General features: G+C 64.5%; 18 protein-coding genes and 1 riboswitch. Of the genes, 7 read left to right on the top strand and 11 right to left on the bottom strand.

Annotation, left to right across the window (positions count from 1 at the left end; all coding sequences use genetic code 11):
- Positions 1–9 precede the first annotated feature (9 nt).
- Together L1F31_RS02545 and L1F31_RS02540 are read left to right on the top strand one after the other, a co-directional pair.
- Entirely contained in the window at positions 10–1,503 is a 1,494-nt protein-coding gene (locus L1F31_RS02545; RefSeq protein ID WP_265419134.1) for an alanine/glycine:cation symporter family protein, read from the top strand.
- A 162-nt stretch (positions 1,504–1,665) separates the two neighbouring features.
- Complete coding sequence (locus L1F31_RS02540) at positions 1,666–1,974, top strand: hypothetical protein (RefSeq protein ID WP_265419133.1); 309 nt, start codon at positions 1,666–1,668, stop codon at positions 1,972–1,974.
- Positions 1,975–1,980: 6 nt separating this feature from the next.
- Here L1F31_RS02540 and L1F31_RS02535 read toward each other — a convergent pair whose 3' ends face one another.
- The 10 genes from L1F31_RS02535 to L1F31_RS02490 form a co-directional block, all read right to left on the bottom strand.
- Positions 1,981–2,688: a hypothetical protein gene (locus L1F31_RS02535; protein ID WP_265419132.1), complete on the bottom strand. Its 708-nt coding sequence runs from the start codon at positions 2,686–2,688 to the stop codon at positions 1,981–1,983.
- 242 nt (positions 2,689–2,930) lie between these two features.
- Positions 2,931–3,656 carry a hypothetical protein gene (locus tag L1F31_RS02530; protein ID WP_265419131.1) on the bottom strand — a complete coding sequence of 242 codons (726 nt, stop codon included), beginning with the start codon at positions 3,654–3,656 and terminating at the stop codon, positions 2,931–2,933.
- Positions 3,657–3,940: 284 nt separating this feature from the next.
- Positions 3,941–4,348, bottom strand: coding sequence for an ectoine synthase (locus L1F31_RS02525; protein ID WP_265419130.1), 408 nt, complete (start codon positions 4,346–4,348; stop codon positions 3,941–3,943).
- 169 nt (positions 4,349–4,517) lie between these two features.
- The gene (gene ectB / locus L1F31_RS02520; RefSeq protein ID WP_265419129.1) at positions 4,518–5,810 is read right to left on the bottom strand and encodes a diaminobutyrate--2-oxoglutarate transaminase; all 1,293 of its coding nucleotides are present in this window, start codon (positions 5,808–5,810) and stop codon (positions 4,518–4,520) included.
- Between the two features lie 163 nt (positions 5,811–5,973).
- Positions 5,974–6,369 (bottom strand): diaminobutyrate acetyltransferase, encoded by a 396-nt coding sequence (ectA, locus tag L1F31_RS02515; protein WP_231939510.1) that lies wholly within the window; start codon positions 6,367–6,369, stop codon positions 5,974–5,976.
- Positions 6,370–7,002: 633 nt separating this feature from the next.
- Positions 7,003–8,526 carry an L-serine ammonia-lyase gene (locus L1F31_RS02510; RefSeq protein WP_265419127.1) on the bottom strand — a complete coding sequence of 508 codons (1,524 nt, stop codon included), beginning with the start codon at positions 8,524–8,526 and terminating at the stop codon, positions 7,003–7,005.
- 144 nt (positions 8,527–8,670) lie between these two features.
- Positions 8,671–9,069, bottom strand: a complete 399-nt coding sequence (gene gcvH, locus L1F31_RS02505; RefSeq protein ID WP_265419126.1) for a glycine cleavage system protein GcvH — start codon at positions 9,067–9,069, stop codon at positions 8,671–8,673.
- 181 nt (positions 9,070–9,250) lie between these two features.
- Positions 9,251–10,522, bottom strand: a complete 1,272-nt coding sequence (locus tag L1F31_RS02500) for a glycine cleavage system aminomethyltransferase GcvT (RefSeq protein WP_265419125.1) — start codon at positions 10,520–10,522, stop codon at positions 9,251–9,253.
- Positions 10,522–13,455: an aminomethyl-transferring glycine dehydrogenase gene (gene gcvP, locus L1F31_RS02495; RefSeq protein ID WP_265419124.1), complete on the bottom strand. Its 2,934-nt coding sequence runs from the start codon at positions 13,453–13,455 to the stop codon at positions 10,522–10,524. The genes L1F31_RS02500 and gcvP overlap by 1 nt, the downstream gene beginning before the upstream one ends.
- 129 nt (positions 13,456–13,584) lie before the next feature.
- Positions 13,585–13,705, bottom strand: a riboswitch (glycine riboswitch).
- 345 nt (positions 13,706–14,050) lie between these two features.
- Positions 14,051–14,908, bottom strand: a complete 858-nt coding sequence (locus L1F31_RS02490; protein WP_265419123.1) for an SDR family oxidoreductase — start codon at positions 14,906–14,908, stop codon at positions 14,051–14,053.
- Between the two features lie 200 nt (positions 14,909–15,108).
- Here L1F31_RS02490 and L1F31_RS02485 point away from each other — a divergent pair, with 200 nt between their 5' ends.
- On the top strand, positions 15,109–15,609 hold the full coding sequence (locus L1F31_RS02485) for a DUF1990 domain-containing protein (RefSeq protein WP_265419122.1): 501 nt from the start codon (positions 15,109–15,111) through the stop codon (positions 15,607–15,609).
- Positions 15,610–15,620: 11 nt separating this feature from the next.
- Positions 15,621–16,442 (top strand): phosphotransferase family protein, encoded by an 822-nt coding sequence (locus tag L1F31_RS02480; RefSeq protein ID WP_265419121.1) that lies wholly within the window; start codon positions 15,621–15,623, stop codon positions 16,440–16,442.
- Positions 16,443–16,460: 18 nt separating this feature from the next.
- Here L1F31_RS02480 and L1F31_RS02475 read toward each other — a convergent pair whose 3' ends face one another.
- Positions 16,461–17,357, bottom strand: coding sequence for a LysR substrate-binding domain-containing protein (locus L1F31_RS02475; RefSeq protein ID WP_265419120.1), 897 nt, complete (start codon positions 17,355–17,357; stop codon positions 16,461–16,463).
- Positions 17,358–17,605: 248 nt separating this feature from the next.
- Between L1F31_RS02475 and L1F31_RS02470 the strand changes: the two genes are divergently transcribed.
- The 3 genes from L1F31_RS02470 (at position 17,606) to fabG (ending at position 20,949) form a co-directional block, all read left to right on the top strand.
- Positions 17,606–18,817, top strand: coding sequence for a CaiB/BaiF CoA transferase family protein (locus L1F31_RS02470; RefSeq protein WP_265419119.1), 1,212 nt, complete (start codon positions 17,606–17,608; stop codon positions 18,815–18,817).
- 40 nt (positions 18,818–18,857) lie between these two features.
- A complete protein-coding gene (locus tag L1F31_RS02465; RefSeq protein ID WP_265419118.1) occupies positions 18,858–20,021 on the top strand; it encodes an acyl-CoA dehydrogenase family protein in 1,164 nt (387 codons plus the stop codon).
- Between the two features lie 103 nt (positions 20,022–20,124).
- A complete protein-coding gene (gene fabG / locus L1F31_RS02460) occupies positions 20,125–20,949 on the top strand; it encodes a 3-oxoacyl-ACP reductase FabG (RefSeq protein ID WP_265419117.1) in 825 nt (274 codons plus the stop codon).
- The last annotated feature ends 51 nt before the right edge of the window (positions 20,950–21,000 follow it).

Below are 21,000 nucleotides of genomic sequence, written 5' to 3'. Positions count from 1 at the left end.
CGCAGTTCGATGGAGATGCTCCAGGGCGTGTTCGACAGTGTCAGCACTGTCTCGTCATATGTTCTTGTGGCCGTTCTCATCCCCACGGGCCTGTACTTCACCATCCGCACAGGCGTCGTCCAGTTGCGGCTGCTGCCCGAGATGTTCCGCACCTTGGTGGAGCCGGGCGGACGTGACTCGGAAGGCAATAGGAACATCTCGCCGTTCCGTGCGTTCTCGATCTCTGCGGCTTCGCGTGTGGGCACGGCGAACATCGCCGGCGTCGCCCTGGCGATCTCGCTCGGCGGTCCCGGTGCGATGTTCTGGATGTGGCTGACTGCGATCGTCGGCGGTGCCACCGCATTCGCCGAGTCCGCTCTCGGTCAGCTCTACAAGCTCAAGGACGGTCCGAATTTCCGGGGCGGCCCGGCGTACTACATCAAGCACGGGCTGAACATGAAGTGGTTGGGGCTCGTCTTCGCCGTCATCGTCGCGATCACCTACGGCATCGTGTTCAACTCGGTGCAGTCGAACTCGATCGTCGACGCCGTCGGGGCGTCACTGGACATCGATTCCTCGAATGGGACCTTCGCCGCGATCGCCGGTGCGATCATCGCCGTCGCCGCCTTCCTGATCTTCGCCGGCGGCGCCAAGCGGATCTCGAACATCTCCGCCTACCTCGTGCCGTTCATGGCCGGCATCTACCTCATCGTCGGCATCATCGTCGTGGTGATGAACATCGGCGCCGTGCCCTCGATGATCGCCACGATCTTCACCGATGCGTTCAGCATGGATTCGATCGCCGGCGGTACGCTCGGCTCGATCATGCTCATCGGTGTTCAGCGCGGACTGTTCTCCAATGAGGCCGGTATCGGTTCGGTGCCGAACGCTGCGGCCACCGCATCGGCGTCGCACCCGGCCAAGCAGGGCTTCGTGCAGGCTTTGGGCGTGTACTTCGATACGATCCTCGTCTGCTCGATCACCGCGTTCATCATCCTGCTCTCGAACCCCGAGTACGGCGGCTCGGCCGAGGGCATGCAACTCACGCAGACCGCGCTGAGCGGGCAGCTGGGGCAGTGGGCGATCCACTTCCTGACTGTGGCGATCTTCCTCTTCGCGTTCTCGTCGATCCTCGGCAACTACTACTACGGCGAAGCCAATATCGAGCACCTGACGACGAGCAGGGTCGCCCTGCGCGTGTACCAGGTGATCGTCATGGCCGCCGTGTTCGTCGGTGCGATCGCCGCCCTCGATTTGGTGTGGACCGCGGCGGACATCTTCATGGCGATCATGGCGCTGATCAACCTCTTCGCTCTGATCTTGCTCTCGCCGCTGGTATTCGCGCTGCTGAAGAACTACCAGCAGCAGCGCAAAGCCGGCTACGAACCGGTCTTCCGTCGTGGCGATCTGCCGACGTTCAAGCGCATCAGCACCGACGTCGACGCCTGGGATGGCACCGACGAGGTGACCACGACGAAGTTCTGGCAGGACCGAGGCAAGAAGGTCCGCCCCGACGGCGAGTGATGTCACGGGCTTCATGAGTCCGCAGTCCTCAATGCACATCGGGCGCTCCGTTCTGGGGCGCCCGATGTGTTTTCATTCTCGATGTCCTGAAGCGCCGCTGGCCCTTCAGGCATTCCCCCTGATCCCTCAGCCATCCCCCTGACCCATCAGAAGGAGGTCACGATGAGTATCGATCGTACTGAGTTGGCCAAAGCCCTCGCCGAGGTGACCGGATGGTCGGTCACGGCCGATCCCCACCGAGTGACGTTCGTCAATGATGATCCACCGCAGGTGGTCATCTGGACGGTCACCGATGACGAGCTGGGCCAGATGCGATACAACGAGAACCTCCGCGCCAAGCATTATGGCGGCAGGAAGACAGCCGAATTGGGTGCCTTGTGGCTTCCCCTCGCCGAAGCGCTGGGACCCTTTGAATTATCAGAGGGATCCCGAGGATACATGGAGGGAATGGACATGACCGTTCGCGAATAGCTGCCGTCAGCGCTTGACCGACTTCGACGTAGCTCCGGTCGCCCAGCTGACCTGGCCGAAGGTGACGCGGTAGGTCTTTTTGCTCTTCGACTTCACCTTGTAGGTGGCCTTGCCCTTCTTCGCGGTGACCGTCTTCAGAGTCTTCCACTTGCTGCCGGACTTGACCTGGAACTTCACCTTCGGGTTGTAGTTGACCTTGCCGTAGCGCTCGGGGTTGTAAACCTTCGTCGACGAGGTCAGAGTAACCGTGCTGCCGCTTCGCTTTGAGGACAGCGAAGCGTAAGTCTTCCCACGGACGTAGAACGAGCCCTTCGTGTAGTCGGGCTCTTCGACTTCGCCCCAACCGTTGCTCGTCGAGTACCCATAAGCCGAGATCTCCGACGGACCCAACGTATATTTGCCAAGGCCATAAATTGATGGACAGACCTGCACGCGGTCTTTAGTTGCCGAGCCATAGGTTCCATAGTTGGCCCAAGTGGCGAGACCATGCTTACCCCGGACTTCAGTGGAAACGTTCCAGGAGTCCACTCCCGACTTTCTATGCTTCATGTAGACATTCGTCTTCTTACAGTTCCAGTCGGAAACGACAACGTTGTCGGCAGACAACTTGGTGACATCGAACTTGGCACTCGCAGCCTCGGCAGAGACAGCGGGACCGATGGCAAGAGCAAGGGCGGCAATTGAGGCAACGAGTGCGCGTTTGAGGAACTTCATTGAGACTCCAACTGAAGATGGGATGGAAGGGGATGCCAAAGTCGGAGTCAACGAGAGTGCAGTCGGCAACGTCAGGTCACGAAACTCGAAAGTTGTATGGCCGAATATTATCACATCTGCAGTCTGCGACCGGTCTCCTCAGCCACATGAAAAGGCGGCCCGAACGAAAACGCTCGGGCCACCCGGGAGCTGGGAACTAGATCAGCTTAAGAACATGCACCAACTTCCTACTCACTCCAAGATCAGCGCCTGACCGACTTCGAGGTGGCTCCGGTTGCCCATCCCTTCTGACTGAATGTAACGCGGTAGTACTTCTTGCTCTTCGACTTCACCTTGTAAACGGCCTTGCCTCTTTTCGCGGAAATCATCTTCAGTGTCTTCCATTTGCCGCCCGACTTGACCTGGAACTTCACCTTCGGGCTGTAGGCGACCTTGCTGTAGCGTTCCGGATTATAAACCTTGGTCGACGAAGTCAGCGTAACCGTGCCTCCTTTGCGATTCGAGGACAGGGAAGCATCAGTCTTTCCGCGGACGTAGAACGAGCCCTTAGTAAAGTCAGTACGGCTAACCACCTGCTCTGCGTCCCAGTCTGTTGAGTCATATCCGCTAACTCTGGACGCTCCGATCTCGTACTTTCCGAGTCCATGCCTCGACACATTCAATGCAACCCGAGTGCGTCGCGGATCATCATCATTCGCAAAAATTGCGACATCTGCCTCTTCGCCGGCGTTAGAGTAGCCTTCTGCTTTGTATATGTCCGAAACGACCTTCCACCTCTTCACGCCACTCTTTTTATGAAGCATTTCTATTTCGATCTGACGATCGGCAGAACTAGAAACTACGATGCTTTTCGCCGACGACTTCGTAACGTCGAACTTTGCACTTGCTGCCTCAGCAGAGACAGCAGGAGCAATCGCGAGAGACAGAGCGGCGAATGACGCCACAAGGGCGCGCTTGAGGAACTTCATCAGGACTCCAAGAGAAGAAGAATGAACAGAGGAATGCCAGAGTCAGAATCTTCGGATGTGTAGTCGGCAACGAGAAGTCACGAAACTTGAAAGTTGTATGGCCGAAGATTATCACACCTGAAGTCTAAGGGCTCCCCCACTCAGTCAGAGCACTTACCCAACCACCTCGGCCGCACGAACTTCCCTTAACCACACGAAAAAGGGCGGCCCGAGCGAAAACGCTCGGGCCGCCTCGGCGAGTGAAGCTCAGTCGGTTTACACCGACTCAGCAACAGGTTGCCGTATCAGTTCGCGGGTGCCGCTTCATCCTCAAGAACCAGCGGGTACACACCATTTTCGTCGTGGACCTCACGACCGGTGACCGGCGGGTTGAACACGCAGGCCATGCGCAGCTCTTCCTCGGCCACGACGGTGTGCTTCTCGTTCCCGTCGAGCAGGTACATGACGCCGTCGTGGAGCGGGTAGACCTTGCCGGTCTCCTCGTCGGTCAGCGTTCCCTTGCCCTGCACGCAGTACACGGCTTCGACGTGGTTCTGGTAGTGGAACGTCGAGGTGGTTCCGGCGTAGATCACAGTGTCGTGGAACGAGAATCCGACGCGCTCCTTGCCGAGCACCATGCGGCGTGAGCGCCAGGTCTCGGACTTCACATCGCGGTCGGTGTCGTTGAGGTCATCGCGGTTGACTACGTACATTCGTGGTCCTTTCACACAAGGTCGGAGAAGTTGAAGGGGTGGGCCGCGGACTCCAGTCGTGCACCGACGGCGTCCGGCAACCCAGGTGGGCGATCGAGCAGGTGAGCTCGATTCCGCCCAAAGCTCAGGCCAGCGCCACTGCTGCGACGCCGGCCTGGGCAGAGGTGGGTCAGGCCAGTGCGGCCTTCGCTGCGGCGGGAGCGAACTTGAGCACTCCGGCCTCGATGATGTCGAGTCCAGCCTGCAGATCGCGCGAGTCGATCGTCAGCGCCGGCATGATCTTGATGACTTCGTCCTCGGGGCCCGAGGTCTCGAGCAGCAGACCGTTCTCGAAGGCGTAGGCGGCAACCTTCTCAGCCACCTCGGTGTCCTCGAAGTGGAGACCGGCCAACAGGCCGCGTCCGCGAATCGAGGCTCCCTCGGCCTTCTCGACGATCGAGTCGAGGCGCTGGTGGAGCTCGGCGATGGTGTCAGCCAGCTGGTTCTGGAACTCGTTGTCGGCCCAGAAAGTCTTGATGGCGGCAGTCGCGGTCACGAACGCGGGGTTGTTTCCGCGGAACGTGCCGTTGTGCTCACCCGGCTCCCAGACGTCGAGCTCAGGACGGAACAGGGTCAGTGCCATCGGCAGACCCGAACCGGAGATCGACTTGGACAGGCAGACGATGTCGGGCTCGATGCCGGCCTCTTCGAAGCTGAAGAACGAACCGGTGCGGCCGCAGCCTGCCTGCACGTCATCGACGATGAGGAGGATGTCGTGCTTCTTGCACAGCTCGGACAGGGCACGCAGCCATTCGGCGCGAGCGGCACGCAGTCCGCCTTCGCCCTGCACGGTCTCGACGATGACGGCGGCGGGCTTGTCGACACCCGAACCGGAGTCGGCGAGGACCTTCTCCAGCCACAGGAAGTCAGGCATCTCGCCGTCGAAGTAGTCGTCGTAGGGAATCTTCGAGCTGTTGGTCAGCGGGATTCCCGCACCCTCGCGCTTCATCGAGTTGCCGGTCACCGACAGCGAGCCCAGCGTCATGCCGTGGAAGGCGTTGGTGAACGAGAGCATGTGCTGACGTCCGGTCACCTTGCGGGCGAGCTTGAGAGCAGCCTCGACGGTGTTGGTGCCCGTCGGTCCGGGGAACATCACCGAGTAGTCGAGTCCGCGCGGCTTGAGGATGAGGTCCTGGAAGGTCTGGAGGAACTCACGCTTGGCCGGGGTCTTCATGTCCATCGAGTGGAGGACGGCGCCCGACTGCAGGTATTCGACGAGCGGACCCATCACTGCTGGGTTGTTGTGGCCGTAGTTGAGTGCGCCGGCGCCGGAGAAGAAGTCGAGGTACTCGTTGCCGTCCTCGTCCCACTGCTTCGCACCTTGTGAACGGGCGAAGGTGGCCGGCCAGGAGCGGCAGTAGCTGCGAACCGCAGATTCGCGGGTTTCGAAGATGTCGGGCTTGTCAGAAGGTGTGGCGGTCATCTTTGGAGTCCTTTCGACTTCGTGATTGTGCGTCTGCATCTCGTGCAGTCGCTGAAGGCGGTGGTCGCAGTCGCTCAGGGCGAGCGATCTCTTCCGCCTCCTGACGCCGGCCGCGGTCTCTCCCTTGAACCAGGGGGTCCGCCCAGCGCCGTGGTGGGGCTCGTTACAGGGGCGCGATCTCGTAGAGGTATTCCGTGTCGTGGCCGTCCGGGTAGAGGTCCGGGGTGAACAGCGGGCGACGGTCGAAACCGGCCCCGCGCTTCTCCGCGAACGCCTGGAACAGACGGTTGGACGCCGCATTGTCATCGGTGATCGTCGTCTCCATGCGGAGAGCGCCGGTCCGGTCGGCCAGCTCGTGGAGCATGGTCGACGCGAGTCCGTGTCCGCGGAAGTTCTCGTCGACGGCGACCTGCCAGATCATCAGGGTGTCCGGATTCTCCGGACGGGTGTACCCGGTGATGAAGCCGGCGGGTTCTCCGTCGATTCGTGCGATCACCGAGGTGTCCGCGAAGTCGCGGCACCACAGCAGGTACGAGTACGAGGAGTTCAGATCGAGCACGGCTGTGTCTTTCGCGAGCCGCCATAGATGTTGCCCGTCCTCCAGCTCAGGAGTCCGGACGTCGATTTGCGTCTTCGGTTCAGCGAGTGCGTTAATCACGCCAACAAACCTAGCGGGATGAGATTGAGCGTCAACCTCGAAAGTGCCGATTTCGGGGCACTTTCGCAACGATCACCCCCGGCTACCGGAATGTAACAGACCCGGCCTTCCCCATGGCATCGCTGGGATGTGACGGGGCGCTCCTTCGCGCTCCTGACGCGCCAAGGCTTCGTTATCGTTTCGTTACATTAGCGCACTTTTGGAACTGTGGTTCCACGTGTTCCATGTCACTTGGACCGAATTGGGACAGCAAGACATGTTGCTGGGCGCCGAGGCGGCTCGGGCGCATTCTCGTGCGTTTGATGACGGGTCCGAGGGCCCACTGCGAGGGCCTGAGGGACGGTATGAGAGACGGTTTGAGCACGGGCTTGAGGCAGCTTCGCGAACTTCGAGGGCCCTGCGCGCAAAGCAGTGGTCGCTATCGGATACTTGGACGCAAACAGAGGTCGCTATCGGATATTTCTGCTTCCAGAAAGTATCCGATAGCGACCTCTGTTCGGAGGGGCCGAGTCCGACAGCCGCGCAGCGCCTTCCTCAGCACTCGACGACGTTGACGGCGAGGCCGCCGAGCGCTGTCTCCTTGTACTTCGAGGACATGTCGGCGCCGGTCTGCCGCATCGTCTCGATGACTTCGTCGAGGCTGACCCGGTGCTGCCCGTCGCCCCACAGCGCCATGCGCGAGGCGTTGATCGCCTTGCCCGCGGCGATCGCATTGCGTTCGATGCACGGGACCTGCACGAGTCCGGAGATCGGGTCGCAGGTCAGGCCGAGGTTGTGCTCCATGGCGATCTCGGCGGCGTTCTCCACCTGCTCGGGTGTGCCGCCCATGACTGCGGCCAGTCCCCCGGCCGCCATCGATGAGGCGGAGCCGACCTCCCCCTGGCAGCCGACCTCGGCACCGGAGATCGACGCCCGCTCCTTGTACAGGACTCCGATCGCCGCCGCGGTGAGCAGGAAGTCGATGATGGCCTTGTGCTTCGCGGACTCGCCGCCCTCGGCCACCGAGGGCACGTAGTTGAGCGCGTAGTGCAGCACGGCCGGGATGATGCCCGCGGCACCGTTCGTCGGCGCCGTGACCACCCGACCGCCCGAAGCGTTCTCCTCGTTGACGGCCATGGCGATGAGATTGACCCATTCGAGGTAGTAGCCCGGGTCGCGGTTCGGGTCCTCGGCCTTGAGCTTGAGGTACCAGTCGTGGGCGCGCCTGCGGACCTTGAGCCCGCCCGGCAGGTAGCCGGAACGGTCCAACGACGCCGAGGCGCATTCCTCCATCACCGAATAGATGTGGAGCAGTCCGTGTCGGATCTCGTCCTCGTCCCACATCGTCAGTTCGTTCGCGTGCATGATCTCGGCGATCGACATACCGCTCTCGGTGCAGCGCTCGAGCAGTTCAGCTCCGGAATGGAACGGGTACGGCAGCTCTTCGCTGTAGGACTCGAGTTCGGCGTCGATGACTGCGTCGGCGACCGCGAACTCGGGATCAGCGTCCGCGAACTCCGGATCAGCGTCCGCACCGGAATCGCCACCGGACGCGGCTTCGGCAGCCGAAGCAGCCTCGGCGGCCTTCTCCTTGTCGAGGAATTCGGTCTCCGAGGTGACGAAGCCTCCGCCGACGGAGTAGTAGGTCTCCTCGGCGATGGTCTGCCCGTCAGCGTCGAAGGCGGTCAGGGTCATCGCGTTCGTGTGGCGCGGGAGGACGGTCAGCGGTCGCTTGACCATATCGTCTTCGGTGAGGGCGATCTCGACTCCATTGCCGGTGGAATCGCCGAGGATGATCTTCCCGGTCTCGGACATCCGTGTCCGCCGGGCGGTGAGTTCGTTGGCTTCGATGATGTCGGGTCGGCATCCTTCGAGGCCGATGAGGATGGCATCGAAGGTTCCGTGGCCGGCACCGGTGGCGGCCAGGGACCCGAAGACGTCGACGCGCAGGTCCGTGACGGATCCAAGTGCGTCGCCGAGGAGGTCGATGAAGTACGCACCCGCTCGCATCGGTCCGACGGTGTGGGAGCTCGAGGGACCGATGCCGACGGTGAAGAGGTCGAAGACGCTCAATGGCATGGCAATCACTTCGTTTCTGGTGGGATGACGACGGGGCCGACCGAAGGGCCGAACACAATGTTCGGCGAATCCGTGCGAGCGTTTGAGCCCGCGCTCACTTCGACCGACCCCGCTTGGAGGTTGTTCCCCGTCAGGGGGTGTGACTCAGAGGGAGTTGGCTTCTGCGTAGGCAGCGGCGTCCATGACTTCGCCGACCTCGGTCACGGTGACTTCGAACAGCCAGCCTTCGCCGTAGGGGTCGGAGTTGAGCAGGCCGGGTGAGTCCACGGCCGCCTCGTTGATGGTGACGACCTCGCCGGTGACCGGGGTGTAAAGGTCGGACACGGACTTCGTGGATTCGACCTCACCGCAGGTCTCACCGGCAGTGATGGTGTCGCCGACCTCGGGCAGATCGACGTAGACGACCTCGCCGAGAGCGTCCGCGGCGACGGCGGTGATGCCGACCTTGACGGTCTTGCCGACGAGGGCATCGGCGGCGCCGTCGACCCATTCGTGCTCGGCCGAGTAGGTGTAGTTGTCAGGGAGCGGGGGCAGCTGTGCCATGTTTCTTCCTTCTCTGCAGACGCCGGGGAACGGCAACTGCGACGTTGTTGTGGCAGGTGAGACCAGTCTACGAGTCACCGGCATCACCTGGGTGAACTCAGGGAACTGACTTGAGGAACCCGAACTCAGGAACCCGAACTCAGTTCCCTGAGCCCACAGAACTGAGCTCAGGAACCCGAGCTCAGTGGGACGGGCGGGTGTAGAACGGCAGCTGCGTGACGGTGAAGTCGTGTGCCTTGCCGCGGATGTCCACGGTCACTGCGGTTCCCACCTCGGCGCGGTCGCGGTCGACATACGCCAGGGCGATCGGGTGGCCGAGCGTCGGTGAGGGCTGCCCCGAGGTGACGGTGCCGACCTCGGTGCCGTCGACGGACACGGCGGCTCCCGAGCGGGCGGCGCGGCGCCCCTCCGAGGTCAGCCCCACGAGCACGCGCGGCGGTTCGGTCTGACCGAGCTTCTCCAGCGCCTCCCGGGCGAAGAAGTTCTCCTTGGTCTTGAACCCGATCATCCGGCCCAGTCCCGCATCGAATGGGGTGGTGCCCTGGTCGAGTTCGTTGCCGTAGAGCGGCATCCCGGCTTCCAGACGCAGCGAGTCGCGTGCGGCGAGTCCGCAGGGCACGAGTCCGTAGTCAGCGCCCGAGGTCACGAGCGTCTCCCACAGACGGGTCGCGCCGATGTCCGGGGCGTAGAGTTCGAATCCGTCCTCACCGGTGTATCCGGTGCGGGCGAGCATGAGGTCGATCCCGGCGATCGTCAGCGGCATCCACGCGTAGTACTTGAGTTCGCGCACTGCCTCACCGATGGTGATCGTGTCCGACCCCGCCGAGGTGGCTCCCCCGTTGGCATCGTCGGTGACCTCGGCCTTCGCGTGGTCCCCGGCCCCGGTGCGGGGCCCGAATTCGCCGTGTGCGGACTCGTCGAGGGCACGGAGGATGATCGCCTCCGAGTTCGGTCCCTGCACGGCGATGAGCGCGGTGACGTCGGATTCGTCGACGAGTCGGACCTCCGCGCCGGGGACGATCTCGCGGATGAAGGTCTGGACCCGGTCCTTCAGCGCTGAGACCACGGCGGGCGTGTTCGACGCATTGGGGACGATGAGGAACTCCTCCTCGCCGATGCGGTAGGTGATGAGGTCATCGAGGAGGCCGCCCGCCTCGTTGACGATGACACCGTACTTGGCCTTGCCGATCTTCATCTTCGAGTACTTCGCCACGAGGGCGTAGTCGAGGAAAGCCGCGGCATCGGTGCCGCTGATGCGCACCTCGCCCATGTGGGAGAGGTCGAAGAGGCCCGCGGCCTCACGCACGGCACGGTGTTCGGCGAGTTCCGAACCGTACTTCAGCGGCATGTCCCAGCCGCCGAAGTCGGTGAATGAGGCACCGAGTTCGGCGTGGATGGCGTGCAGCGGGGTCTCTCGGGTCTGGGCGGAACCGCCCTGGGTGTTCTCGGTCATCACTTGTCCTCTTCCTCGAACTCTTCGAAGGCCTCTGGCGGCGGGCAGGAGCACACCAGGTTGCGGTCGCCGTACGCTCCGTCGATGCGGCTGACCGGCGGGAAGTACTTCGTCAGGCGCAGGCCGGGAACGGGGAACACCGCAGTCTCACGGGAGTACTTGCCGTCCCAGTCATCCATCACGACGGTCGCCGGGTGCGGTGCGAGAGCCAGCGGCGACTCCTCGTAGGAGTACGCCTTGCCGATCTCGTCGATCTCGGCGCGGATGGTGCGCATGGCTTCAATGAAGCGGTCGAGCTCGTCCTTGTCCTCGGACTCGGTCGGTTCGACCATGAGGGTGCCGGGCACCGGGAAAGCCAGGGTCGGGGCGTGGAAGCCGAAGTCGACGAGGCGCTTGCAGACATCCTCGGCGGTGACACCTGTGGCCGAGGTGATCGCGCGCAGGTCGAGGATCGTCTCGTGGCCGACGAGTCCGTTCTCTCCCGAGTAGAGGATCGGGTACACGTCGCCGAGCTTCTTCGCCAGATAGTTCGCGCCCAGCAGTGCCGCACGCGAGGCTTCGCGCAGTCCCTCGGCACCCATGAGCTCGAGATAGGCGAAGCTGATGGGCAGGACTCCGGCGGAGCCGAACATCGATCCGGAGATCGGCAGCTCCTTCGCCTCCGGGTCACCGGCGACGAGCTCGGCCGCGGTGGCATCACCGGGCAGGTAAGGGGCGAGGTGTTCGCGCACGGCGACCGGTCCGACGCCGGGGCCGCCGCCTCCGTGGGGGATGCAGAAGGTCTTGTGCAGGTTGAGGTGGGAGACGTCGCCGCCGAATTCGCCGGGCTTCGCGAGTCCGACCATGGCGTTGAGGTTCGCACCGTCGACGTAGACCTGGCCGCCGGCCGCGTGGACCTTCTCGCACACCTCGCGCACCTGCGGCTCGAAGACGCCGTGGGTGGAGGGGTAGGTGATCATGATGCCGGCGATCTTGCCTTCGTGCTTGGCGATCTTCGCATCGAGGTCGTCCATGTCCACGGAGCCGTCGTCGGCCGTGGCCACGACCTGGACCTGGAGACCGGCGAGGACTGCGGAGGCGGCGTTCGTGCCGTGGGCCGACTGCGGGATGAGCACGACGGTGCGGGCGTCATCGCCGTTGGCTACGTGGTAGCCGCGGATGGCGAGCAGTCCGGCCAGTTCGCCCTGCGAGCCGGCGTTGGGCTGCAGGGACACGCGATCGTAGCCGGTGACCTCGACGAGGGAATCCTCGAGGCGACCGATGAGCGTGCGCCAGCCCTGGGTCTGCTCGACCGGGGCGAAGGGGTGGATGGAGGCGAATTCCGGCCAGGTGATGGGCTCCATCTCGGCGGCTGCGTTGAGCTTCATCGTGCACGAGCCCAGCGGGATCATCGTCCGGTCCAGTGCCAGGTCCCGGTCGGCCAGGGTGCGCAGGTAGCGCATCATCGCGGTCTCGGAGCCGTGGGCGCTGAAGACGGGGTGGGTGAGGAATTCGGTATCGCGGTGGAATTTCGCTTCGAATGCGGGTTCGGGCACGGCGTTGGCTCCGAAGGTCCCCGCCGAGGCGGCCGCGAAGTCCGCGTCATCGACCCTGGCGTAGATGCCGAGGGCTTCGAGCAGACCGTTGGCATCGGCGACCGTGTGGGGTTCGCCGAAGGAGACGCCGACGGTGGTGTTGTCGATGACGCGGATGTTGTATCCGGCCCGGTCGGCCACGTGTCGAGCGGCTTCGGCGTCGGCGACGCGCAGTGCCACGGTGTCGAAGAACTGCCAGGTGAGCACCTCGGCGCCGGGGGCGGTGTCGGCAGCCGTCGCGAAGGCGTGGGCGAGGCGGTGGACGCGGGAGGCGATGCGGGTGAGGCCGATGGGGCCGTGGTAGACGGCGTACATCGAGGCGACGTTGGCCAGCAGCGCCTGCGCGGTGCAGATGTTCGACGTCGCCTTCTGGCGGCGGATGTGCTGTTCGCGGGTCTGCAGGGCCAGGCGGTAGCCGGGCTTGCCCTGGGCGTCCTTGGACACTCCGACGAGGCGGCCGGGCAGCTGACGCTGGAGACCGGACTTCACGGCCATGAACCCGGCGTGGGGGCCGCCGAAGAAGAGGGGCACACCGAAACGCTGGGCGGAGCCGACGGCGATGTCCGCACCCTGGGAGGCGCAGTCCTTGAGCAGGGTGAGGGCGAGCAGGTCGGCGTCGAAGGTGACGAGTGCGCCGCGGTCGTGGGCGCCGGTGACGGCTTCGGAGAAGTCGCGGATGGCGCCGGTGGTGCCGGGCTGGGCGCAGACGATGCCGAAGATGTCTTCGCCGACGAGGCCTTCTGAGAGGTCGGCGACGGTGACGCGGAAGTCCATGGCCTTGGCCCGTGCCCGGACGACGGCGATGGTCTGCGGGTGGAGTTCGGAGTCGAGGACGACGGTTGTCCCCTTCTTCACGGCTCGACGCATGAGCAGGACCGCCTCGGCGACGGCGGTGGCCTCATCGAGGAGGGAGGCGTTGGCGATGTCGAGGCCGGTGAGGTCCTGGACGACCTGCTGGAAGTTCAGCAGCGCTTCGAGGCGGCCCTGGGAGATCTCGGGCTGGTACGGGGTGTAGGCGGTGTACCAGGCGGGGTTCTCGACGAGGTTGCGGCGGATCACGGCCGGGGTGATCGTGTCGTAGTAGCCCTGGCCGATGAGCTGGGTGCGCATGACGTTCTGGGAGGCGAGGTCGCGCAGATCGTTCAGCACGTCGAATTCGGAGCGTCCTGCGGGGAGGTTGAGCTCTTCGTTCTGGATGGATTCCGGGACGGCGGCGGACGAGAGTTCAGCCAGTGATTCGTAGCCGAGTTCGGCGAGCATGGCCTGCACGTCGTCGGCGCGAGGGCCGATGTGGCGGTCGGAGAAGGGGCGCGCTGTGTCCCCTGTTGCCTGCGTCGTATGGGCGAGTGAACTGGTCAATTGCCGTCCTTGGGTCGGTGTCGCGCCCACCGAATTGGAGGACGCAGCGATCGCTGAGTGTCCTCCCCGATCTGTCGGATGCGCGGTCGCACCGCACGTGTGCGGCGAACTCGCGTCCTTCAGATATGCCTGCATTCGGTGGTACTGGGCCTGAGAGTTTCCCGGGGAGGGAATTGCACCTACGGCGCTGCTCGCACTGCTCGGGCAACTGGTCGTTGCGGCAGCGGGGCAGCTCTCCCACGTCATGTCTTAGCGGCGTATGTAATTGTGTGCAGAGCCTGGTCTGCGGTGCGCAGTATCTGTCGGGAGCCGCGTAGCACCCGTCGGCGCTGCACGGTGCCTGTCGACACTGCGCCTCCGATTCTAGTGAATGAAATCACCCCCGACAAACCCTCGGCAAAGCCCCTGCTCCACGCCTCACCTCGCTCGCAGAGCACGGGCAGAACACAGGTCGCCATCGGATACTTTTCGCGCCGTGAAGTATCCGATAGCGACCTGGATTTGGGCTCGAATGTCCGATTGCGACCTGCGTTTCGGCGCGGATGTCCGATTGCGACCCATGTTTGGGCCGCACTCAGCGCGGTACGTTCGCGACTCAGGCGCTGCCGCCGGCGGTGACGACTCCCCCGTCGGCGGTGAGCACCTGCGCGGTGATCCAGTCGGCGTCGGCTGAGGCGAGATAGGCGACGGCGCCGGCGATGTCCTCGGGAGTGCCGAGGCGCTTGACCGGATACGCCGAGGCGACCTGCTCCTCCTTGCCCTCGTAGAGGGCGGTGGCGAACTTCGTCTTGACCACGGCCGGGGCGACGGCGTTGACGCGGATATCGGGGCCGAGCTCCACGGCGAGCGTCTTCGTCAGGTGTGAGACCGCGGCCTTCGAGATGCCGTAGAAGCCGATGCCCTCACTCGGCACCTGTCCCGCGACCGAGGAGATCGCCACCACGCGCCCCTTGTTCTCACGGAATTTCACTCCCTCGTGGCGGACAGCATCCTGGACCCAAGCGAGCGTTCCGAGGACATTGACGTCGAAGATCTTCCGCGCGGCGTCGAGTTCGATGTCGACCAGTGGTCCGTAGACGGGGTTGATGCCGGCGTTGGCCACAAGTACGTCGAGGCGGCCGAACTTCTGTGCAATGGTGTCGAACACCTCGGCACGGTGGGCCGGATCATCGGCCTTTCCGGCGATGCCGATCGCCGTGCCCTCGGGGAATTCGGCGACCGCTTCTTGGAGTGCTTCGGGTTTGCGAGCGGTGATGATGACGGTCGCGCCTTCGGCCTGCAGGCGGTGCGCGATGCCGAGTCCGATGCCGCGGCTGGCTCCGGTGACGACGGCGACCTGGCCTTCGAAACGGCGGCCGGAGAGCGGTGCGGCGGATCCCGCAGATTGGGCGGCTGATCCCGCGGTCTGTGCTGCGGAACCTGCAGTCTGTGCGGCTGACGTGCTGTCTGACATATGTGAACTCCAGTGTTCGGTCGATGACGTGCGCTGTCGATGCTGACCACACCCGCAGAATTGAAGCGAGCGTTCGTTCAGCAATCTGTTCTCATCGTAGGCATCACCTGGGACAATGACAAGATCCGCCTGCATGCAGCTGGAAGCGAGAATGCGGTGACAAATGAACTGCGACACCGAACTGCAACGAGAATGGAGTCATGAATCATCTCGAGTTCCATCTCGACCTCGGCCCGGCCGACTTGTTCCCTTTCGCCCGGGATGCGATCTTTTCGTGGACGCTGCAGGATCTCGCCGGCGTCGTCGTCCGCCCTGCTCGCCGAGTCAGCGCAGACCAGGTCGTCAGTCTGGGGCTCAATCCCGGATGGCCGACCTCGCCGAGGCGGCTGCGCGGTCGCGATCTGCTCGTGCCCGTCGGTTCGTGCGTCGTCACCGAAGTCATCGACGAGGTCGACCGCGCCGGATTCACCTATCGCACCTTACCGGGGCACCTCGAGAACGGTGAGGAGACCTTCCTCGTGTCCATCGGCTCGGACGGCCGCCTCGGCGTGATTATCAGTGCCGATTCAGTGCCTGCTCATCCGCTGCTCCGGGTCGCCGCCCCAATGTCGGTGGCCGGGCAGAAGATGATGGCCCGGCGCTATGCCGCCGGTCTCAAACGCCTGCTGACCGAGCCCACCGACACCACTCCGGCCCACTGATGGAAGGGTGCATGACACGCTCCCCGGACTCAGCCATTGCTGCCGCCTCACGCCTGCTGGGTCGCAAGCTGGAGCTTGCCGAGGTGTTCACGGCCGGCCAACATGCGCTGACACTGCTGGCCTCCGACAGTGACTCCGGGGTGATTGTCCGAGCCTTTCCCGCCGGGGATGATGCCGTGGCGAGGGAAACTGCGGTCCTCGATCGACTCCTGCCTCTGCTCCCGATGGTTCCCCAACTCATCGCCGCCAGCGCTGACCCTCGCGAGCCGCTCATCATCACTACGAAGGTCAGCGGTTCGACACCGGATCCCGAAACACCGCCGGACACGATCGCTCATGACATGGCCGCCGCACTGGTCCGCATCCACGCACTTGACGGCACCGGTCTGCCGGCAACTCCACAGACCCCGCCGCCGGGGGAATCGGCGATCGCCGTTCGCACACAACGGGAGTGGTCGAGTCTCGATATGGACGATCCGGTCCTCACGCACACGGACTTCTGGACGGGCAATGCTCTCTGGGCCCGGGGGTGCCTCACCGGGATCGTCGACTGGTCGGGTGCGAGCTGCGGTCCTCGCGGGGTCGACCTCGCGTGGTGCCGCCAGGATCTCGTCCTGCTCGGCTTCCCCGAGGCGGCCGGCATCTTCCTCGCCGAATACGAGCGGCTGCTGGGGCGCCGGATCTCCGACATCAGTGCTTGGGACGTCCAGGCCGCGGCCCGCGCCCACGACCGCGTCGAGACCTGGTTGCCGAACTATCACGGAATCGGCCGGACCGACATCACCGCCGAGGATCTCCGCCACCGCCTCGACGCATGGAACGCGACGCTGTGAACCTGGCTGGGTTTGAACTCATTCCACGGTCGGCAGGACCGCCTCGGCGAGGGTGAGCACTGCCTCCAGCGAGGCCTTCCCATGGTCGGTGCGATGGGCGAGGTAGAGCTTCGTCGGCTCGTCGGGAATGTCCAATGGCACGGCCACGGTGCCGGTCTCCCGCGTGGCAGCGGACACCGAGTCGAAGGTGATCGAGATGCCGACACCGGCCGCAATCAGGGCTCCGATCGTCTGCGAATCCGGCGCGTTCTGGACCAGCCTGGGTGCGAATCCCGCCTCGTGGCACAGGCGCAGCGTTGTCTCTCGCAGCGTCGACGAAGGGTGTTCGGGCAGGGCGATGAAGTCCTCGTCGGCGAGCTCATCCACCCGCACTGAGGCACGTCCCGCCAATCGGTGCCCGACGGGCAGAGCGGCCGAGAGCCGCTCGACCATCACCGGCCGCCCCGTGATCCCCGGCGGCTGCTGCCACCACCGCAGGAGCGCGAGGTCGAGTGAGCCGTCGAGGAGCCGGGTGATCCCCTCCTCGGCATAGACGTCCGATTCGAGCCCGAAGCTGATCCCCGGTGCCTGTGTGGTCGACGCCGCGACGAGTGCAGCCGCCAATCCGCGCGACGAGGAGCGGGCAAAGCCGAGTTGGACGTGTCCAGTTTCTCCGTCGGCTGCCCGGCGCACCGCCTCGGCGGCCAAGGTTCGGTACTCGACCATCTTGCGGGCCGGCTCCAGCAGGGCCTCCCCTGCCGCGGTCAGCGCCACATTGCGGGTCGTGCGGCGGAAGAGATCGACGCCGAGGTGGTCCTCGAGTGTGCGGATCGTGCGGCTGAGCGGCGGCTGCAGCATTCCGAGCCGCTCGGCCGCGCGACCGAAGTGCAGCTCCTCGGCGACGGCGAGGAACGCCTTGACCTGCTGAATCTCCATCGACTGCCCTGCTTTCGTCTCCCGACTGATTACCGACCGGTTCACGGCTGGCCGCTCGGCCGCCCAGCGGGCTGCCTACTCGGCCAATATCTCTTCTGATAATAATGCATGTACATTATTGCTTCTTTTGTTATATAGTGGGACGGACCACGCGCCCGCCGCACGTGCTCGAGCGGGCCCGAGCACGACAAAATCCGCCCGCACCCGACGACGCCACCACGCCACGACAGTGAGGAAGACATTCGCCGATGAAGCAGTCGACCACCCCTGAGGACGACCACCGGTCCCCTGCCCACGACCGCCTCGCCGAGTTCCTCCCCCGCGCGGGCTCAGGACCGCTGTCCGGCCAGATCGTCGTCGACTTCTCGCGCGTCCTCGCCGGGCCGTACTCGACGATGATGCTCGCCGACCTCGGCGCCACGGTCATCAAGGTCGAAGGCCCCAAGGGCGATGACACCCGACATTGGGCGCCACCGGTGCGCGACGACGACGCCACCTACTACCTGTCGATCAACCGCAACAAGTACGACATCGTCCTCGACTTCACGGACCCCGGCGACCTCGCCACCGCGCAGAAGCTCGCGGCCCGCGCCGACATCATCGTCGAGAACTTCAAACCGGGTGGGCTGAGGAAATTCGGCCTCGACTACGCCAGCGTCTCAGCAGGCAACCCCGCAGTCGTCTATGCCTCGGTGACCGGTTTCGGACCAGAGAATCCTCTGCCCGGATACGACCTCCTCATGCAGGCCCTGTCCGGTTTCATGTCGGTCACCGGCAGCCCGGACGGTTCGCCGTACCGTGCCGGAGTCGCCGTCTTCGACGTCATCACCGGCCTGCACACGACGATCGGCATCCTCGCCGCAATCCAGCACCGGACGCTCACCGGCGAGGGGCAGCTCGTCGAGACCAACCTCATGTCCTCGGCGATGTCCGGCCTGGCCAACCAGACCGGCGCCTACGCCGCCGCAGGCGTGAATCCGACCAGGATGGGCAACGCCCACCCGAGCCTCTACCCGTATCAGCCGATGCCCACGAAGTCCGGTGAGATCATCGTCGCCGCCGCCAATGACGGCCAGTTCCGGATCCTCGCCGAGGTGGTCGGACGTCCCGATTGGTGTGACGACGAGCGCTTCGCCGCAGCGAAGAACCGCAATGCCAACCGGGACGTCCTCGAACCCGAACTGCTCGAGGCCCTCCAAGCTCATACCGCGCAGGAATGGTTCGACAAGCTCTCGGCCGCAGGCCTGCCCTGTGCCCCGATCAATACGATCGCCGAGGGCGTCGAACACGCCAAGAGCCTCGGCCTTGAACCGGTCGTGGACACCGGCAGCGGGCAGCGCGTCATCCCGACCGTGCGCAACCCGATCACTCTGTCGAAGTCGCAGGTCTCCTACGATCTCGCGCCTCCCGAGCTCGGCGCTGATTCCGAAAAGGTCCGCGCCTGGCTCGACAGCCTCTGAACCACCACTTACCGTCCACCCCACCGAAGGAGATATACCGATGGACAACACTGAACTTGACGACATCCTCTCTGCTGTCCGCGAATTCATCCGCGAGAAGGTCGTCCCGCTTGAGACCCAGGTCGAAGACGAGGATGCTTTCCCCGAATCGATCATCAAAGAGTCCGCCGAGATGGGCCTCTTCGGCTGGGCTCTGCCCGAGGAGTACGGCGGCCTCGGCCTCAACGCCGAACAGGACGCCCTGCTGGCCATGGAACTCGGCTATACGACACCGTCGTTCCGGTCCCTGTTCGGCACGAACAACGGCATCGCCGGGCAGGTGCTCGTCAACTACGGCACCGATGAGCAGAAGTCCGAGTGGCTGCCCCGCCTGGCCTCCGGAGACGTCGTCGCGTCCTTCGCTCTCACCGAGTCCGAGGCAGGCTCCGATCCCTCGGGTCTGCGGACGAAGGCCGTGCGCGACGGTGATGACTACATCATCAACGGCTCCAAACGGTTCATCACCAACGCCGAGACCTCCGATGTGCTCATGGTCTTCGCCCGCACCGACCCCAACGCCACCGGCTCGAAGGGCATCTCCGTCTTCCTCGTGCCCACGAAGTCCGCAGGCGTGACCGTCGGACCCCACGATCACAAGATGGGTCAGGCCGGAGCCTGGACCTCGGAGATCTTCTTCGACGACGTCCGCGTGCCCGCCGCCAACCTCATCGGTGGTGAGGAGGAGAAGGGCTTCTACGCGGCGATGGCCTCGCTCAACAAGGGCCGCCTGCACATCGCCGCCATCTGTGTCGGCCAGTCCATCCGCATCCTCGACGAATCCGTGCGCTTCGCCGCCGAGGCGAAACAGGGCGGGGAGCCGATCGCCCGGTTCCAGCTCGTCCAAGCGATGCTCGCCGACATCTACACCGAGGTGGCCGCCGCCAAGGCGCTCGTCCTCTCGGCCGCACAGCGCTGGGACGCCGAGACCGACCGCAAGCTCGGCCCCTCCTCGGCGAAGCTCTTCGCCTCCGAAGCACTCGCCCGCATCGCCGACAAGGGCGTGCAGATCCAGGGCGGAATGGGCTATATGCGCGAGTCCGCGGTCGAACGCTTCTACCGTCACGCCCGCCTGTTCCGCATCTACGAAGGCACCTCCGAGGTCCAGCGCGTCGTCGTCGCCAAGCAGCTGCTCAAGGGCGCGCACAAGCCCCAATTCAACCTCTGACCCGCGTCTTCACTGCACTGACCTTCACTGCACCTTCACGAACAATGACTACGGTGGGCCACCTCGGCGAGGATCGCACCGCACACGAACGAAAGGAACCACCATGACAGACACCACCGCATCGAATTCCACCCCGGCCGACTCCGGCATCACCGTCACCGAGACCGGCGGAGTCACCGCCATTCCCGGGCTGCTCACCGGCAAGGTCGCCGTCGTCACCGGCGGCGGGCAGGGACTCGGACTGTCGATGGCGCGCAGCCTCGTCGATTCCGGGGCCAAGGTCGTGATCGCCGATATGAATGAGGAGAGCCTGCAGCAGGCCGTGGCCGAGCTCGGCGGCGGGGGCGTTGCCGCCGGTGTCGTGTGCAACGTCTCCGACCTCAAAGCCGTCGAGAAGCTCGCCGAAGAGGCCACGACCGCGTTCGGCGGTGTCGACATCTGGGTCAACAACGCCGGCATCACCCGCGATGCGACAATCCGGAAGATGAGCGAGCAGCAGTTCGACGACGTCATCTCCGTGCACCTGCGCGGCACGTGGAACGGGCTCAAGGTCGCCACCGCGCTCATGCGCGAACAGGACCGCGGCGGCTCGATCATCAACGTGTCCTCGATCAGCGGCAAGGTCGGCAACCCTGGACAGTCGAACTATTCTGCGGCGAAGGCCGGCATCGTCGGCATGACGAAAGCCGTGTCGAAGGAGGTCGCGTTCAAGAACATCCGCATCAACGCGATCCAGCCCGGCTTCATCAACACAGCGATGACCGCGGCCATGCCTCAGCACGCGATCGATTCGAAGCTCGCCGACATTCCGCTCGGTCGCGCCGGCGAACCCGAGGAGGTCGCCTCGGTCGTGCTCTTCCTCGCCTCCGGGCTGTCGAGCTACCTCACCGGCACCGTCACCGAGATCTCCGGCGGCCGCCACATCTGACCGATGTCTGCCCTCTGACCAGGCAGAACCTCGCCGACGGGGCCGCCTCGG

This window comes from Brevibacterium spongiae (genome assembly GCF_026168515.1).
Lineage (GTDB): Bacteria > Actinomycetota > Actinomycetes > Actinomycetales > Brevibacteriaceae > Brevibacterium > Brevibacterium spongiae.
Note: the sequence above shows the minus strand (reverse complement) of the source record. Positions and strands in the feature narration are given on the sequence as shown.